This window comes from Sphingomonas mangrovi (assembly GCF_047975845.1).
In the GTDB taxonomy this organism is placed as follows: Bacteria; Pseudomonadota; Alphaproteobacteria; order Sphingomonadales; family Sphingomonadaceae; genus Sphingomonas.
The window spans coordinates 1-15,275 of record NZ_JBIUCZ010000028.1 but is presented as its reverse complement, the minus strand read 5'-3'; the positions used below and the strand labels follow the sequence as shown (position 1 = coordinate 15,275).

At 70.3% G+C, this 15,275-nt stretch carries 16 protein-coding genes and 1 tRNA gene; 8 read left to right on the top strand and 9 right to left on the bottom strand.

Going from position 1 to position 15,275, the window contains the following annotated elements:
• Positions 1-498: 498 nt before the first annotated feature.
• Positions 499-2,139: a trigger factor gene (gene tig, locus ACBY01_RS13070; RefSeq protein WP_416461327.1), complete on the bottom strand. Its 1,641-nt coding sequence runs from the start codon at positions 2,137-2,139 to the stop codon at positions 499-501.
• A gap of 68 nt (positions 2,140-2,207) precedes the next feature.
• A tRNA-Leu gene (locus ACBY01_RS13065) sits at positions 2,208-2,292 on the bottom strand.
• A gap of 114 nt (positions 2,293-2,406) precedes the next feature.
• Between ACBY01_RS13065 and ACBY01_RS13060 the strand changes: the two genes are divergently transcribed.
• Both ACBY01_RS13060 and ACBY01_RS13055 read left to right on the top strand, forming a co-directional pair.
• On the top strand, positions 2,407-2,643 hold the full coding sequence (locus tag ACBY01_RS13060) for a hypothetical protein (protein ID WP_416461326.1): 237 nt from the start codon (positions 2,407-2,409) through the stop codon (positions 2,641-2,643).
• 17 nt (positions 2,644-2,660) lie between these two features.
• Positions 2,661-2,879, top strand: a complete 219-nt coding sequence (locus ACBY01_RS13055) for a hypothetical protein (RefSeq protein ID WP_416461325.1) — start codon at positions 2,661-2,663, stop codon at positions 2,877-2,879.
• Positions 2,880-2,902: 23 nt separating this feature from the next.
• On the opposite strand, the gene ACBY01_RS13050 is transcribed toward ACBY01_RS13055, so the two are convergent.
• The 6 genes from ACBY01_RS13050 to gatC are packed head-to-tail and all read right to left on the bottom strand — an operon-like array spanning position 2,903 to position 7,722.
• A complete protein-coding gene (locus ACBY01_RS13050; RefSeq protein WP_416461324.1) occupies positions 2,903-3,703 on the bottom strand; it encodes a peptidylprolyl isomerase in 801 nt (266 codons plus the stop codon).
• Entirely contained in the window at positions 3,700-5,202 is a 1,503-nt protein-coding gene (gene gatB / locus ACBY01_RS13045) for an Asp-tRNA(Asn)/Glu-tRNA(Gln) amidotransferase subunit GatB (RefSeq protein WP_416461322.1), read from the bottom strand. The genes ACBY01_RS13050 and gatB overlap by 4 nt, the downstream gene beginning before the upstream one ends.
• Complete coding sequence (locus ACBY01_RS13040; protein WP_416461321.1) at positions 5,195-5,608, bottom strand: type II toxin-antitoxin system VapC family toxin; 414 nt, start codon at positions 5,606-5,608, stop codon at positions 5,195-5,197. Before ACBY01_RS13040 ends, gatB begins: the two co-directional genes overlap by 8 nt.
• A complete protein-coding gene (locus tag ACBY01_RS13035; protein ID WP_416461320.1) occupies positions 5,605-5,904 on the bottom strand; it encodes an AbrB/MazE/SpoVT family DNA-binding domain-containing protein in 300 nt (99 codons plus the stop codon). The genes ACBY01_RS13040 and ACBY01_RS13035 overlap by 4 nt, the downstream gene beginning before the upstream one ends.
• Positions 5,905-5,950: 46 nt before the next feature.
• Positions 5,951-7,435: an Asp-tRNA(Asn)/Glu-tRNA(Gln) amidotransferase subunit GatA gene (gatA, locus tag ACBY01_RS13030; RefSeq protein ID WP_416461319.1), complete on the bottom strand. Its 1,485-nt coding sequence runs from the start codon at positions 7,433-7,435 to the stop codon at positions 5,951-5,953.
• Complete coding sequence (gatC, locus tag ACBY01_RS13025; protein WP_416461318.1) at positions 7,435-7,722, bottom strand: Asp-tRNA(Asn)/Glu-tRNA(Gln) amidotransferase subunit GatC; 288 nt, start codon at positions 7,720-7,722, stop codon at positions 7,435-7,437. The genes gatA and gatC overlap by 1 nt, the downstream gene beginning before the upstream one ends.
• A gap of 311 nt (positions 7,723-8,033) precedes the next feature.
• On the opposite strand from gatC, the gene ACBY01_RS13020 reads away from it, so the two are divergent.
• Genes ACBY01_RS13020 through ACBY01_RS13000 form a run of 5 tightly spaced genes read left to right on the top strand, consistent with a single transcriptional unit; the run spans position 8,034 to position 12,472 of the window.
• Positions 8,034-9,143 carry a DUF3089 domain-containing protein gene (locus ACBY01_RS13020; RefSeq protein WP_416461317.1) on the top strand — a complete coding sequence of 370 codons (1,110 nt, stop codon included), beginning with the start codon at positions 8,034-8,036 and terminating at the stop codon, positions 9,141-9,143.
• 11 nt (positions 9,144-9,154) lie between these two features.
• Complete coding sequence (ruvX, locus tag ACBY01_RS13015; RefSeq protein ID WP_416461316.1) at positions 9,155-9,616, top strand: Holliday junction resolvase RuvX; 462 nt, start codon at positions 9,155-9,157, stop codon at positions 9,614-9,616.
• Positions 9,617-9,664: 48 nt separating this feature from the next.
• The gene (locus tag ACBY01_RS13010; RefSeq protein ID WP_416461315.1) at positions 9,665-10,213 is read left to right on the top strand and encodes a hypothetical protein; all 549 of its coding nucleotides are present in this window, start codon (positions 9,665-9,667) and stop codon (positions 10,211-10,213) included.
• Positions 10,214-10,268: 55 nt separating this feature from the next.
• Positions 10,269-11,258 carry an aspartate carbamoyltransferase catalytic subunit gene (locus tag ACBY01_RS13005; protein ID WP_416461314.1) on the top strand — a complete coding sequence of 330 codons (990 nt, stop codon included), beginning with the start codon at positions 10,269-10,271 and terminating at the stop codon, positions 11,256-11,258.
• Positions 11,255-12,472 carry a dihydroorotase gene (locus ACBY01_RS13000; RefSeq protein WP_416461313.1) on the top strand — a complete coding sequence of 406 codons (1,218 nt, stop codon included), beginning with the start codon at positions 11,255-11,257 and terminating at the stop codon, positions 12,470-12,472. The genes ACBY01_RS13005 and ACBY01_RS13000 overlap by 4 nt, the downstream gene beginning before the upstream one ends.
• Positions 12,473-12,478: 6 nt before the next feature.
• Here the strand turns inward: ACBY01_RS13000 and ACBY01_RS12995 are convergent, their stop codons facing one another.
• A complete protein-coding gene (locus tag ACBY01_RS12995; RefSeq protein WP_416461311.1) occupies positions 12,479-13,819 on the bottom strand; it encodes an SPOR domain-containing protein in 1,341 nt (446 codons plus the stop codon).
• Positions 13,820-13,978: 159 nt separating this feature from the next.
• Between ACBY01_RS12995 and ACBY01_RS12990 the strand changes: the two genes are divergently transcribed.
• Positions 13,979-15,022 (top strand): SPOR domain-containing protein, encoded by a 1,044-nt coding sequence (locus tag ACBY01_RS12990; RefSeq protein ID WP_416461310.1) that lies wholly within the window; start codon positions 13,979-13,981, stop codon positions 15,020-15,022.
• Positions 15,023-15,275 lie beyond the last annotated feature (253 nt).

Here is a 15,275-nt window from a genome sequence, read left to right as displayed (position 1 = left end):
CGATCCGCCGCATGGGCCGTAAGGTCGTCCACCAGTTTCCAGCCTTGTTCCTGTGATGGTGGGTCAAACAGAAGGTAGCCATGGGGTCCACTGTCGGGAGCCGGACCGCGCGCTTCCCCGCAGGCCGTCAACAGCAGCGCGACACTTGCTAGCACCCCCGCACGCCTCACCACCCGCGCCTTGCCTCGGCACCAAGTGCGGATTGTGGCCTGACTAGCCAACATGCTTCTCCCGGCGACGCACCGTATGGCAGCACAGACATGCTACTTGAGCAAGAGGCCTTTCTCCGGCTTTTGCGTGGCGGAGCTCCTTCACCGGTCCGAGCACCTACCGACCGACACCTGGCTTATTGAATGTGCCCGCGGCGGACCGCCTTTGCCTCTGCCTACCTCTCCCTTTCAGAAGCCCGTCAGCTTTCACGCGGAGGCGCTCGAACAACGAAAAGGGCTGCAGGTCCATCGACCTGCAGCCCTCATCCCGTCCGGCTGGAACTTCCGCTTACGCGGCGTCGTCGGCCTTCTTCTTCGCAGGCTTCTTCTTCGGCGCTGGCTCTGCAGCGGCGTCGTCGGTCGCAGCCTCGGCCTTCGGCGCCTTCTTGGTCGCGGCCTTCTTCTTCGGCGCGGCGGCTTCGGCCGACGCGTCGGCGGCGGCGGGCTCGACGTCGGCGTCGGTCACTTCGGTCGCCTTGGCCTTCTTGGCTGCCGGCTTCTTGGCGGGCTTGTCCTCGGACGACCCGGCGGCCTTCTTCGCCGACTTGCGCGGCTTGGGGTCGTCGTGGTCGTGGCTGTGGGTGCTGCTGGCGAAGCCGTCCTCGCTCTCGATCGCGGCTTCCAGCTCCTCGCGGGTCACTTCGCGGTCGGTCACCTCGGCCTTGTCGAACAGGAAGTCGACGACCTTGTCCTCATAGAGCGGCGCGCGCAGCTGGGCGGCGGCCATCGGCTCCTGCTGAACGTACTGGATGAAACGCTCGCGGTCCTGCGGCGAATACTGCTGCGCGGCCTGCAGGATCAGGCGCTGCATCTCCTGCTGGCTGACCTCGACGCCGTTCGCCTGGCCGATCTCGGACAGGAGCAGGCCCAGGCGGACGCGGCGCACCGCGATCGCGCGGTAATCCTCGCGCTCGCTCTCCAGCTCGGCCTTGGCGGCTTCCGGGTCGGCCTCGTGGGTCGCTTCGTGCTCGAGCTGCGCCCAGATCTGGTTGAACTCGGCCTCGACCATCGAGGGCGGAACCTCGAAGTCGTGGTCGGCGGCGAGCTGGTCGAGCAGCTTGCGCTTCATGTGGGTGCGGGTGAGGTTGTTGAGCTCCTGGCCCGCCTGATCCTTCAGGATGCCGCGCAGCTGCTCCAGGCTTTCCAGGCCCAGCGCCTTGGCGAACTCGTCGTCGGCGACGGTCTCGCCGGCCGGCACGCGCACGTCGGTGACCTTGAGGTCGAAGGTCGCCGGCTTGCCCTTGAGCGTGTCGACGCCGTAATCCTCGGGGAAGGTGACCTCGATGGTCTTCTCGTCACCCTTCTTCACGCCGACCAGCTGGTCCTCGAAGCCGGGAATCAGGCGACCCGAGCCGATCTCGATCGACATGCCCTCGCCAGTGCCGCCCTCGAAGGCGACGTCGTCGACCTTGCCGGCGAAGTCCATCACGACGACGTCGCCGGTTTCGGCGGCGTGGCCCTCGGGCGCGTCGTTATGCTGCTTGTTCTGGCTGGCGAGCTGCTGGATGCGCTCGTCGATCGCCGACTCGTCGGCGGGAACGGTCAGCCGCTCGAGCTTGATGCCCTCGATCGCGGGGGCCGGCACGTTCGGCAGCACCTCGAGCTCGACCTTGACCTCGGCGTCCTTGCCGGGCTCGTAGCCGTCGTTGAGCGACACCTGCGGCTGCAGCGCCGGACGCAGCTTCTGCTCGGCGAGCAGCGCCTGGACGCCGTCCTGGATCGAGGTGTTGAGCGCTTCCTGGGTCAGCGCCGGGCCGTGCATCTTGCGCACCAGGTTCGCGGGCACCTTGCCGGGGCGGAAGCCGGGCATGCGGATCTGCGGCGAAACGCGCTTAACCTCGGCATCGACCTTGGCGTCGATCTCGGCCGCGGTGATGGTGAGCGTGTAGGCCCGCTTCAAACCCTCGTTCAACGTCTCGACAGTCTGCATTCTCGACAGCTTTCGTCCAATAGGATCGGGATCACGGTGTCCTCAAGCTTCGCTTGCGAGAGCGAAGCTGGTGCGGGCGAAGGGAGTCGAACCCCCACATCTTTCGATACTGGAACCTAAATCCAGCGCGTCTACCAGTTCCGCCACGCCCGCGAGCGGACACCGCCGGCACGGCGGCGTCTATAGCAGTCGTGGAGACGGGAGCAAGCGCCGTGGCAACCTCCGGCCGAGCGCGTGCGTTCATAAGGCCGAACAAGGAGACACGCCATGCCCGTAGAGCCTCCCATCCCCGCCGCCCCGCCGGAGGCCCCGCCCCCGCCGAACACGCCCGGAAACCCCGGCGTGCCCGACGCGCCGCAGCCGGAAGCGCCGCCGCAGCCGAGCGAGCCGGGCCAGCCCGACGCCCCCCCGCCGGAGATCAACCCGCCGGGCCCCGACATCGACTATCCCAACCCCGGCGGCGACCCGGCGATCACGCCGGTGCCCGGCCAGCCGGTGATGTGACCCAAGGAGACGTTTCCATGAGCGACCGCGACCGCAGCCCCCATCCCGACAGCGACCCGGCTGCCGACACCGACACCCGCACCGACATCGAGAAGGCCGTGCAGGCACGCGCCGACGACGTCGAGCGGCTCGGGTCGAACGTCGGCACCACCTCCCCGCTCGAACCGACCGGCACTCCCGACGGCGTCGGCGGCACCGGCGGCGTCACCAAGAACCAGGACCAGACGGCGCAGTAACGCGCCCGGTGCGCTTCGCGGGCTCAGCCGGCGGAGCGCACCTCCGGTGCCACGTCGCACACCGACAGATCGGCACCCTTCTGCCGCCGCGCTGCGGCCACCCGGGCGGCAAACGCCCTCCCCCGCACATCCATCACCTGCAGCTTCGGCCGTTCGCCCGCCGGCAGATCCGCCGCCAATCGCGCGCGGACGATGCGCGCCGGCTCCGGCGCGACCTCGCCTTCCTTCAATCCCCGCAGCACCGCCAGTCCGGAGAGCACCCGGCCGATCGGGGTATAGTCGTGGTCGAGCCGCCGCCCGGCGGTGCGCATCACGAACAGCTCGCTGTTGGCGGTATCGATCGCCGCCTGCCGGCCCATGCCCGCCATGCCGGGGCAATAGGCGGCCCAGCCCCGCCGGCTGCCGTCCGCACGTGTTTGGGACACGAAGGGAAGGCTGCCGATCCATCCCTCGGCAACGTCGTTCGCGCTGCGGACGGTGGTCGCGCCGGTCGACGGCAGCTCGAAGAAGAACTCGGGCGCGAGGTCGGGCAACTCGGTGTGGCCGCCGTCGCGGTTGTTCGGATTGCCCGTCTGGATCAGCTCGGGGATGACGCGATGGACGAGCAGCCCGTCATAGGTGCCGCGCTTCGCGAGCACGCGCACCCGCTGCACCGCCTCGGGCGCGATCGCCGGTGCCAGCTCGATCACCAGCCGCCCGCGGTCGAGGTCGAGCACCAGCAGCTCGGCCGGATTCGGCGTGCGCCAGTCGCTCGACGTCGAGTCGCGTGCGACCGCCGCGGGGACTGCCAGCCAGAGCAGCGCCGCGGCGGTCGCGCGGATCACCCGAGCGTCTTCTTGAGCAGTTCGTTGACCACCGCCGGGTTGGCCTTGCCGCCCATCGCCTTCATCGTCTGGCCGACGAAGAAGCCGAACAGCTTGTCCTTGCCGCCGCGGTAGTCGGCGACCTTGTCGGCGTTCTTTTCCATCACCTCGGCGATCACCGCCTCGATCGCGCCGGTGTCGCTGGTCTGCTTGAGCCCGCGCTCCTCGACGATTGTGCCGGCGCCGTCGCCGGTCTCCAGCATGATCTCGAACACCTGCTTGCCCAGCGTGTTGGAGATGGTCCCGTCGGCGATCAGGCCGAGCAGCTCGGCGCCCTGCGCGGGGCTCACCGGGCTCTCGCCGATGCCCTTGCCCAGACGATTGAGCGCGCCGAACAGGTCGGAGATCAGCCAGTTCGCCGCGGCCTTGGCGACTTCGGCCTCGCCCTTCTTCTGCACCAGCGCGCTTTCGGCGAGCAGCGCCTCGAACCAGCGCGCCGTCTCCGCCTCGGCGGTCAGCACCGCGGCGTTGTAGGCGGAAAGCCCCAGCGCCTGCTCGTAGCGCTGACGCTTGGCATCCGGCAGCTCGGGCAGCGACTGGCGGCATTCCTCAAGGAACGCGTCGTCGAGTTCGAGCGGCAGCAGGTCGGGATCGGGGAAGTAGCGATAGTCGTGCGCGTCTTCCTTGGAGCGCATCGAGCGGGTCTCGCCGCGGTCGGGATCGAACAGGCGGGTTTCCTGGACGATGCGGCCGCCGTCTTCCAGCACGTCGACCTGGCGGCGTGCCTCATGCTCGATCGCCGCCATGACGAAGCGCACCGAGTTGACGTTCTTGGTCTCGGTCCGCGTGCCGAACGGCTCGCCGGGCTTGCGCACGCTGACGTTCACGTCGGCGCGCATCGAGCCTTCCTCCATGTTGCCGTCGCACGAGCCGACATAGCGCAGGATCGTGCGCAGCTTGCGGACATAGGCGCCGGCCTCGGCGGGCGAGCGCATGTCCGGGCGGCTGACAATCTCCATCAGCGCCACGCCCGAGCGGTTGAGGTCGACATAGGAGCGCGTCGGATGCTGGTCGTGCATCAGCTTGCCCGCGTCCTGTTCGACGTGGATGCGCTCGATGCCGATCTCCTTGGTTTCGGCGTCCGGATCCTTCTCGTCCAGGCTGATCGTCAGCCGGCCCTCGCCCACCAGCGGGTGGTAGAGCTGGCTGATCTGATAGCCCTGCGGCAGATCGGCGTAGAAATAGTTCTTGCGGTCGAAGCGCGACCATTTGTTGATCTGCGCGTCGATCGCCATGCCGGTACGCACCGCCTGGCGGATGCACTCGCGGTTCGGCGTCGGCAGCATGCCGGGCATCGCCGCGTCGACCAGGCTGACCTGGCTGTTCGGCTCCGCCCCGAACGCGGTCGCCGCGCCCGAGAACAGCTTGGCATTGGAGGTCACCTGGGCATGGACCTCCAGGCCGATCACGACCTCCCAGTCGCCGGTCGCGCCACGGATGCGGTAGGTGGAGTCAGTCATGGGTTGTTTCCGGCGTGATGAGAGGAAGGTCGGGAAAATAAGAGCGGAACCGGCGCGGATCGCGGGTCAGCACGGTGGCGCCGAGCGCCTGCGCATGCCCGCCGATCAGGAAGTCGGGCAGCAGCGACGACCGTTCGCCGCCGCGCCTGCGATACTCGCGATAGGCGCGACCCGCGAGCCAGGCGCCCTCGACATCCGCATCGACGAGTTCGATCATCAGCGCCTCCAGCCGGTGCGACAGCGCGTCCGGCGAGGCGAGATAGTGCCCGAACTCGGCAGCGACCACCGGCCCGGTCACGACGCGCCCTGCGTTGCGCGCATCTTCGAGCGCTCGAACCGACCAGTCGAACCAGTCGGCGTCGCCTTCGAGTATGTCCAGGACGATGTTGGTATCGACATAGATCACACGAACGGATCATCCCCCCGCAATTCGCGCATCATCTCGTCCGTCGTCATGCCGGTGTTGAGCGTGCCCGCCACCGACCGGATGCTCGCCTCGATCCGCGCGCGACGCTCCTCAGGCGTTTCCTTGCGGGTATCCGGCAGCACCACGGCCTCGCCCCGGTCGTTGATGCCGACGCGCACGCGCGAACCCGGCACCAGACCCAGCTTGTCGCGAATGACCTTGGGCAAAAGCACCTGGCCCTTGCTGGTCATGTTGACGCGGGCTTCGTCCGTGATGCGAGTCTGAATGTTCATCATCGTCTCCAGTGTTACCGAAAGTAACACTGGAGACGATAGGGTTCAATCACCACCACGCCTCCGGCCGTGCGGTGAAGCCGGCGCGCTCTTCCAGCGCGAGACCGGCGTTGAGCACGCCCTGCTCGTCGAGCGGCTTGCCGATCACCTGCAGGCCGAGCGGCAGCCCGCCCGCGTCCAGCCCGCCCGGAACACTCATCGCCGGCAGCCCGGCGAGCGACGAGGGCACGGTGAAGACGTCGTTCAGGTACATGGCGATCGGATCGGCCGACTTCTCGCCCAGCGCGAACGCCGCCGACGGCGCCGTCGGGGTGAGCAGCAGGTCGCACTGCCCCCAAGCCTTCTCGAAGTCCTGTGCGATCAGCGTCCGCACCTTCTGCGCCTGGGTGTAATAGGCGTCGTAGAAGCCGGCGGAGAGCACATAGGTGCCGATCATGATGCGGCGCTTGACCTCGTCACCGAAGCCGGCGGCGCGGGTGGCGGCGTACATGTCCTGCAGGTTCGCGCCGTCGGGCAGCTCGCGCTGGCCGTAGCGCACGCCATCGTAGCGCGCGAGGTTGGAGGACGCCTCCGCCGGCGCGATGATGTAATAGGCCGGCAGCGCGTATTTGGTGTGCGGCAGCGACACCTCGACGATCTCGGCGCCGGCATCCTTCAGCCAGTCGATGCCCTGCTGCCACAGCGTCTCGATCTCCGACGGCATGCCGTCGACGCGATATTCCTTGGGAATGCCGACGCGCTTGCCGGCGAGGTTGGACGAAAGCCCCGCCTCCCACTGCGGCACCGCAAGATCGAGCGAGGTCGAGTCCTTCGGATCGAACCCCGACATCGCCTCCAGCATGATCGCGCAGTCGCGCACGTCGCGCGCCATCGGCCCCGCCTGGTCGAGCGACGAGGCGAAGGCGATCACCCCCCAGCGCGAGCAGCGGCCGTAGGTCGGCTTGATGCCGCTGATGCCGGTGAAGGCGGCGGGCTGGCGGATCGAACCGCCGGTGTCGGTGCCGGTCGCCGCCGGGCACAGCCGCGCCGCGATCGCCGCGGAACTGCCGCCCGACGAGCCTCCGGGGGCGAGCGACGCATTGTCGCCGCCGCCGCGCCGCCACGGCGAGACCACGTTGCCGTACGCCGAGGTCTCGTTGGACGAGCCCATCGCGAACTGGTCCATATTGAGCTTGCCGAGCATGCCGGCACCCGCGTCCCATAGCCGCTGGGACACGGTCGACTCATAGGTCGGCGTGAAGCCTTCGAGGATGTGGCTCGCCGCGGTGGACGGCACGCCCTTGGTGCAGAACAGGTCCTTCATGCCGATCGGCACGCCGGCCAGCGGCTTCAGCGTCTCGCCGGCGGCGCGCGCGTCGTCGGCCTGCTTGGCGGCGGCGAGCGCATGGTCGGGCGTCTCCACCAGGAACGCGTTGAGCTCCTTGGCACGCGACACCGCGGTCACGAACGCGTCGGCGACGTCGCGCGCGGAAAAGGCGCCGGAGCGCACGCCGTCTCGGATGCCGGCGACGGTCAGGTCGGTAAGCTCGGTCACTATTCGATCACCTTGGGCACGGCGAAGAAGCCATGTTCGGCCTGAGGGGCGTTGGCGAGCACCGCGTCGCGCACGTCGCCGTCGGTGACGACGTCGTCGCGCAGGCGCAGCGTGTTGGGGATGACGGCGGTCATCGGCTCGACCGCGCTGGTGTCGACCTCCCCAAGTTGCTCGATCCAGCCGAGGATATTGCCGAGTTCGGGCGCGAGGCGCTCGGCCTCGGCATCGGTGATGGCGATGCGCGCGAGGCTCGCCACGCGCTTCACGGTTACGGTGTCTACGGACATGGCCCGCGGCTAGCATTCCCGCACCGCGGCGACAAGCAAGGGCTCCGCGAAACTCCCCTCCCGTCGCGCCGACGGCAGTCAGCGTCCGGGCGCTCGTCGCCGAGGCCATCAGCGCTGCGGCAATGGATCGTGACTTCCGTCAGGATGACGAGAACGTGGGTAGTAACCCATCCATGTCGCGACGACCTCATATCTGAAGCGCCCTCGCCTGCGTCCGGCCGCCCCGGCGGTTGCACAACGCGCACGCTTGCCGCAGGGCAAGGCGGTTGCATCGCCGGTCGCGTTGCTGCACTGCACAATGGAGAGCCCGGGTGGCCCGCAAATTCCTCTACGGAGTGGCAATTCTGGTCATGCTGGCGATCGGCAGCGTCTTCGCGTATCGGATGTTCGGCGCGGAGATCCTGCGCTGGAGCATGGTGCCGAGCACGCGCTTCACCGCGCAGCCGGCCGCCGCGCCCGACGCCTATGCCGACGAGGGCATGTGGCTGGCGCGGCCGGACATTCGGAACAACCCGGCGCGCTGGACGCCGCCCGGTATGGGCGTGCCGCAGACCGCACCGGCGGCGGTGTTCTTCATCCACCCGACCTCGTACCTGCGCAAGAACCAGTGGAACGCGCCGCTCGACGACCAGGAGGCGAACGGCCGCGCCGAACTGTTCCTGCGCGGACAGGCCAGCGCGTTTAACGCAATGGGGGACGTCTGGGCGCCACGCTATCGCCAGGCGACCTTCGGCGCGTTCCTCACCACCGCCGACGACGCGCAGCGCGCGCTCGACCTCGCCTATGCCGACGTGCTGCGCGCGTTCGATTCGTTCCTGAGCCAGGTCGACCCGAACCGGCCGATCGTCCTCGCCGGGCACAGCCAGGGCGCGCTGCACCTCACCCGCCTGCTGAAGGATCGCGTGGCGGGCACGCCGCTCGCCCGCCGGATCGTCGCGGCCTATGTGGTTGGCTGGCCGGTGTCGCGCACCGCCGACCTGCCGGCGCTCGGCCTGCCCGAATGCGCCGCTGCCGATCAGGCCGGCTGCATCCTTTCGTGGCAGAGCTTCGCCGAGCCGGCGGAGCCGAAGCTGATCACCGACACCTTCGACGCCACCACCGGCTTCACCGGCGCGAGCCGCCGCGGCACGCCGCTGGTCTGCACCAACCCGATCACCGGCACGCCCAACGCGGCGGCGCCGGCGAGCGCCAATCTCGGCACGCTGTTCCCCGACGCGAACCTCACCACCGCCACGCTAGAGCCGGGCCGCGTCGGCGCGCGCTGCGATTCACGCGGCTTTCTGTTGATCGGCACGAACCCGCCCGAGCTCGGCGGCTATGTGCTGCCGGGCAACAACTATCACGTCTACGACTACAGCCTGTTCTGGGGCAGCGTGCGCGCCGACGCCGCGCGCCGGCTGAAGGCGTGGCAGGCACGATGACGGGGCGCGCGATGATCACCACCGACCCCGGCGTCTTCCGCGCCGCGCTCCCCGCGGGCGGCCGCCTGCTCGGGCTCGACGTCGGCACCAAGACGATCGGCACCGCCGCCTGCGACGCCGGCTGGAGCTTCGCCAGCCCCGCGCTGCTGATCCGCCGCACCAAGTTCACCAAGGACCGGGCCGCGCTCGTCGCGTTGATCGCCGAGCGGCAGACGGTCGCGCTGGTGATCGGCCTCCCGCTCAACATGGACGGCAGCGATTCGCCGCGCACCCAATCGACCCGCGCCTTCGCCCGCAACCTCCAGGATCTGGGGCAGCCGATCCTGCTGTGGGACGAGCGCTGGTCAACCGTCGCGGTCGAGCGGGTGCTGATCGAACAGGACATGAGCCGGGCCAAGCGCGCGGAAGCGGTGGACAAAATGGCCGCGGCGCATATCTTGCAGGCTGCGATCGACGCGCTGGTGAACCACTAGCCGCCCGGCTCCGCCGGGGCTCGAAGAACGAACCACAGGACGAACGACATGGCCTCCCGCAGCAGCAGTTCCGCCCGCGATTTCAGCTGGCTCGTCACCATCGACGGGGCGGCGGTCCTCGGCAGCTTCGCGCTCGCCTGCATGACGCCATTCGCCGCGATCGCGGCCGCCGCCGCGCTCACCCTGCCCCGCCGCAGCGGCGTGCTGGCGGTGCTCGGCGCCTGGGGGCTGAACCAGATCATCGGCTTCGGCTTCCTCGGCTATCCGACCGATCCCATGACGATCCTGCGCGGGGTGGCGATCGCGGTCAGCGCGCTCGCCGGCTTCGCCGTCGCCGCCACGGTGCGCGGCCACACCGGCACGCTGTCGCTCACGCGCATGGTCGCGGCGCTCGCCGGCGCGTTCGTCGCCTACGAGGTCGTGACCTACCTCACCGCGATGGTGCTGGGCGGGACCGAGAACTTCACCCCCGCGATCGTGTGGATGCTCGCGCGCAACGACGCGCTGTGGTTCGCCGGGCTTATGGCGCTGTATCTGGCGCTCACCGCCGGGCTGCCGGCGCTGTTCGGGCGCCGTCCGCAGCTTCGCCTCGCCTGATCGTCCGCAGGCACGCCTTGCGCGTGCCCGCCGCGGCCGTTAGGCGAGCGCTTCGATGCAACCTTCCGATCATCGTCCCGCCGCCCAGATCCCGGACGGCGCCGTCTTCCCGCACCGTCACCTGACCGGTATCGAGGGGCTCCAGCCGCACGAGATCCTGTTCCTCCTCGACGAGGCGGAGCAATGGGTCGAGGCCAACCGCTCCCGCGCCAAGAGCGACCGGCGCCTGGACGGCATCACCCAGATCAACGCCTTCTTCGAAAACTCGACGCGCACGCTGCTGTCGTTCGAAATCGCCGGCAAGCGGCTCGGCGCCGACGTCGTCAACATGCACGCGGCGCAGTCGAGCGTGAAGAAGGGCGAGACGCTGATCGACACCGCCGTCACGCTGAACGCGATGCGCGCCGACGTGATCGTCATCCGCCATTCCGCCTCGGGCGCGGTCAAGCTGATCGCCGGCAAGGTGGACTGCCCGGTGCTCAACGCCGGCGACGGCTGGCACGAGCATCCGACGCAGGCGCTGCTCGACGCGCTCACCATCCGCCGCCGCACCGGCGCGATCGCGCACCGCAAGGTCGTGATCTGCGGCGACATCCTCCACAGCCGCGTCGCGCGCTCCAACATCCTCGCGCTCACCGCCCTCGCCGCCGAGGTGCGCGTCGTCGCCCCCTCGACGCTGATGCCCGCGGAGATCGAGCGGATGGGCGTCACGCCCTTCACCGACTTCGACGCGGCCCTCGACGGCGCCGAGGTGGTGATGATGCTCCGCCTCCAGAACGAGCGCATGAACGGCGGCTTCATTCCCTCCACCCGCGAGTATCACATGCGCTACGGCCTCACCTCCGAACGGCTGAAGCGCGCCGCCCCCGGCACGCTGGTGATGCACCCGGGCCCGATGAACCGCGGCATCGAGATCACCTCCGAAGTCGCCGACGACCTCGATCGCTCGGCAATCACCGAACAGGTCGAGATGGGCGTGGCGGTCCGCATGGCCTGCCTGGACGTGCTGACCCGTCGCTCGCGCGGCGTGGAGGGCTGGGCATGACGGTCGCCTTCGTCAACGCGACGCTCGTCTGCCCCGCAAACGGCGTGTCGAAGGGCACGTTGCTGATCGACGGCGACCGCATCGCCGCCGCCGGCGACGTGGCGGTGCCCGAGGGGGCCGAGCGCATCGACCTCGCCGGCAAGCTGCTCGCGCCCGCGATCGTCGATCTGGGCGTGTTCGCGGTCGATCCGGCGGCGTTTCGCGCCGGCGGCATCGTCCGCGTCGGGCTGATGCCGGACCAGTCGCCGGTGCTCGACGGCCCCGGTATCGTCGAGCGCGCCGCCAAGGCGGGCAAGCCCGACCTGTGGATCCACCCCATCGCCGCCGCCACCCGCGGCCTCGAAGGCACCGACCTCGCCGAAATGGCGATCACCGCCAGCGCCGGCGCGCGCGCGGTCGCGACCGGCCGCCGCTGGATCGCCGATACCGGCGTGATGCACAAGGTGCTGCGCTATGCGCACGACTGCGGACTGACGCTGATCGCGCATGCCGAGGATGGCGGGCTCGCCGCAGGCGCGATTGCCACCACCGGCGAAACCGCGACCCGTCTCGGCCTCCCCGCCGCCCCCGCGGTCGCCGAGGCGCTGGCGATCGCGCGTGACCTGATGCTGGTCGAACAGACCGGTGCCGCGATCCATTTCCGCCAGGTGACCACCGCCGCCGGCTTCGACCTGGTCCGCCGGGCCAAGGCGCGCGGACTGCCGGTGACCTGCGGCATCACCCCGGCGCACCTGCTGCTCTCCGACAATGCGCTCAGCGACTATCGCACCTTCGCGCATCTCTCGCCGCCGCTGCGGGCGGAGAGCGACCGGCAGGCCGCGCTCGCCGCCGTGCGCGACGGCACCGTCGACGTGCTCTGCTCGGGCCACGACCCGCGCGGGCCGGAGGAGAAGCGGCTGCCCTTCACCGACTCGAGCGAGGGCATGGCCGGCGCCGAGACGCTGCTCGCGCTCGGACTGGGGCTGGTGCGCGACGAGGTCCTCTCGCTGGAGCGGCTGTTCGCGATGCTTGCGGCCAATCCCGCGCGGGTGCTCGGGCTCGACACCGGCACGCTCGCGGCCGGCAGCCCCGCCGACCTGCTGGTCGCCGACGCCGACGCGCCGTGGCTGGTCTCCGCCGAGAAGATGGCCGCCAAGGCCGGCAATACCCCGTTCGACGGCCTGCCCGTCCAAGGCAAGACGCTGCGCGTGATGAAGGGCGGGCGCTTCCTCTAGCCGCGCTCAGCGCGCGGCGAGCTGCGCGCCCGGCGCGGTCCAGCTAGCAACGGCGTCGCCCGCGCGATCGCGCACGAAGCAGCGGCCGCCCTGCCCGCGCAGCCGTCGGCACAGCGCCAGCGCCTCGCCCCGTGCGAATCCGCCGACCGACAGGCGGTAGTAATCGTCGCCGCCGACCCGCGCCTCGGCGCCCGACGGCGTGAGCCCGGCCAGCGCGCGATAGCGGCGCCGCGCCGCGTCCCAGGCATCGTGCGCAACCGCGCTGCTGTCATACGCGCCGAGCTGGACGTAATAGCGTCCCCGCGTCGGAGCGGGCACCGGCGCTGCGGCTGCACTCTGAACGACGCGCGGTGCGACGGGTGTCCCGGCACTCGGCAGGATCGCCGCGGCGATGCCGGCGATCGGCTGGACGATCTCGCGCAACGGCGCGAAGCGTACCCCCGCCACCACGACGGAGCCGTCGTTCGCGGACGCCCCCGCCGCTTCGATCGCCGGCTCCGGGGAAACCGGCTCGACGGAAGGCACGGCCGCTTCGGCCACCGCCGTCGCGGGCGTCGTGCGTACGAGCGCGAGCGCCGCAGGCTGGCCGGCATCCTCCACCGCCTGCACGCCGAGCAGCGTCGCGACTTGCTGCGACGAGGTCGTCGGCCGCACGAAGGTCATCCATTTCTGCATGCGCTGCTCGAGCTGGTCGGCCGGCACATCGACGGCCGCGACGGCACGCGCTTCGGGCCAGCGCCCGGCGAGCGCCAGCGCCAGCGCCAGGTTCTGCCGCGCGGTCGCCGTTCCGGTGGGGCCTCGCGCCTCCTGCCCGATCAGCGTCGCGCCGCCGATCGGATCGCCGGCCAGCGCCAGCGTCAGCCCGCGGTCGGCAGGCGAGAGGATCTCGGCATAGGTCGCCAGCGTGCTGCGCGCCGCCGTCCAGTCGCCGAGCGCGGTCTGCGCCAGCGCCAGGTCGAGCGCGGCGCGGCCGTCGCGCGGATCGAGGCTGAGCGCATCGCCGCACGCCTGCGCTGCCGAGGCGAAGCGCCCGGCATGGAGATAGGCATGGCCGAGCAGCGAGCGATAGCGCGGATCGGCCGGGTCGAGCGCGACCGCGCGCTCGGCGTAGCGCACCGCGGCCGCGCCCTTGCGCCGGGCGATCGCCGCCTCCGCCTTCGCGGCCAGCGCGGCGCTGCGCGCGTCGACGCGCGCGGTCGCGTTGGCATCGGCCACCCGCTTCGGATCGACGGCGGTACAGCCGACGGTCAGCCCGCCGAACAGCAGCGCGCTGAGGCCGATCGACAGCGCCACGCGGCCGGTCGTCGCCGTGCCTTCGTCTCTGCCGTCGTCGCTTCGCACATCCATGTCCCCGTTGTTGCGCGAACACCCTGGCGTCTTCGCCATCAAGATTAGGTTAATGCCGTCACCAGGCGCATGGTGCGGACCGCCGCAAGTCGGTGCCGCAAGGGTGGCGTACGGCGCCGAGCGACGATAAGCGGGCAGCCACGCGGAAGGATGAAGACGATGCGAGGCAAGGTTTTTCTCGGAAGCGCAGCGCTGCTGCTGCTCGCCCAGCCGGCGTTCGCCGACGTCAAGGACGGGGTGGACGCCTGGACGCGCGGCGATTTCGCGCGCGCCGTGCAGGAATGGCGCGGCCCGGCGGTCAAGGGCGACCCCGATGCCCAGTTCAACCTGGCGCAGGCGTACAAGCTCGGCCGCGGCGTCCCCGCCGATCCGGCGCAGGCGGAGCAATGGTACGCCAAGGCGGCGGCGCAGGGCCATCCGCAGGCGGTGACCAACTACGGGCTGATCCTGTTCCAGAACGGCCGGCGTCAGGAAGCGGCCAAGTGGCTGGAACAGGCGTCCGCGCGCGGCGAGGCTCGTGCGCAGTTCGTGCTCGGCACGATGCTGTTCAACGGCGATGCCGTCGGCAAGGACTGGGTGCGCGCCTATGCGCTGATGACGCGGGCGTCGAGCTCCGGGCTGCCGCAGGCGTCGCAGACACTCGCCCAGATGGACAAATACGTCTCGCTGCAGGATCGCCAGCGGGCGATGGAAGTGGCGCGCACGATCGAGGCGCAGGCGTCGCGCCCGCAGCTCGGCACGAATGCGGTGGCGGCCGCGCCGATGACGGTGTCGACCACCCCGCCCGGATCGGGCACCGCAACCGTGCAGCCGACCCCGGCGCGCACCGCGACCGTCCAGCCCACACCGGCACGCACCGCGACCGTCCAGCCGACCCCGGCACGCACCACGACGGTTCAGCCCACGCCGGCGAGGCCCGCGGCCGCGCCGCAGCCTGCCCCAGCCCGCGCGCCCACTGCAGCGGCGCCGGTCCGCACCGCGGCACCCGCCAGTGGCGCATGGCGCGTCCAACTCGGCGCCTTCCGCGAGGCGGGCGGCGCCCAGTCGCTGTGGTCGCAGGTGCGCGGCAAGTTCCCGGGCCGCAGCCCCGAATACGTCAAGGCCGGCACCGTCACCAAGCTGCTGGTCGGCCCCTACGCCTCCAGCGCCGAGGCGAGCCGCGCCTGCTCGGCGGTCAAGTCCTGCCTGCCGGTGAAGCGCTGACTCGCCCGGGCTCCTGCAGAGGCAGGGGCCCGCGGTAGCCCGGCGCGACGTCGACACCGCCACGGATCCCAGTCCTTTGCGGAACCCTTTTCTTCCGTCATGCTGACGGAAGTCAGCATCCAGACACGCAGCGTCAGAGTCGCAAGCGCTGCGGCAATGGATCCCCCGAGTTCACAAACGAAGTGCAACACCAGGTTGAGGTGTTGCGATGGGAACCAGGTACCGACAGCTCTCGTATGCGGAACGGTGTGCG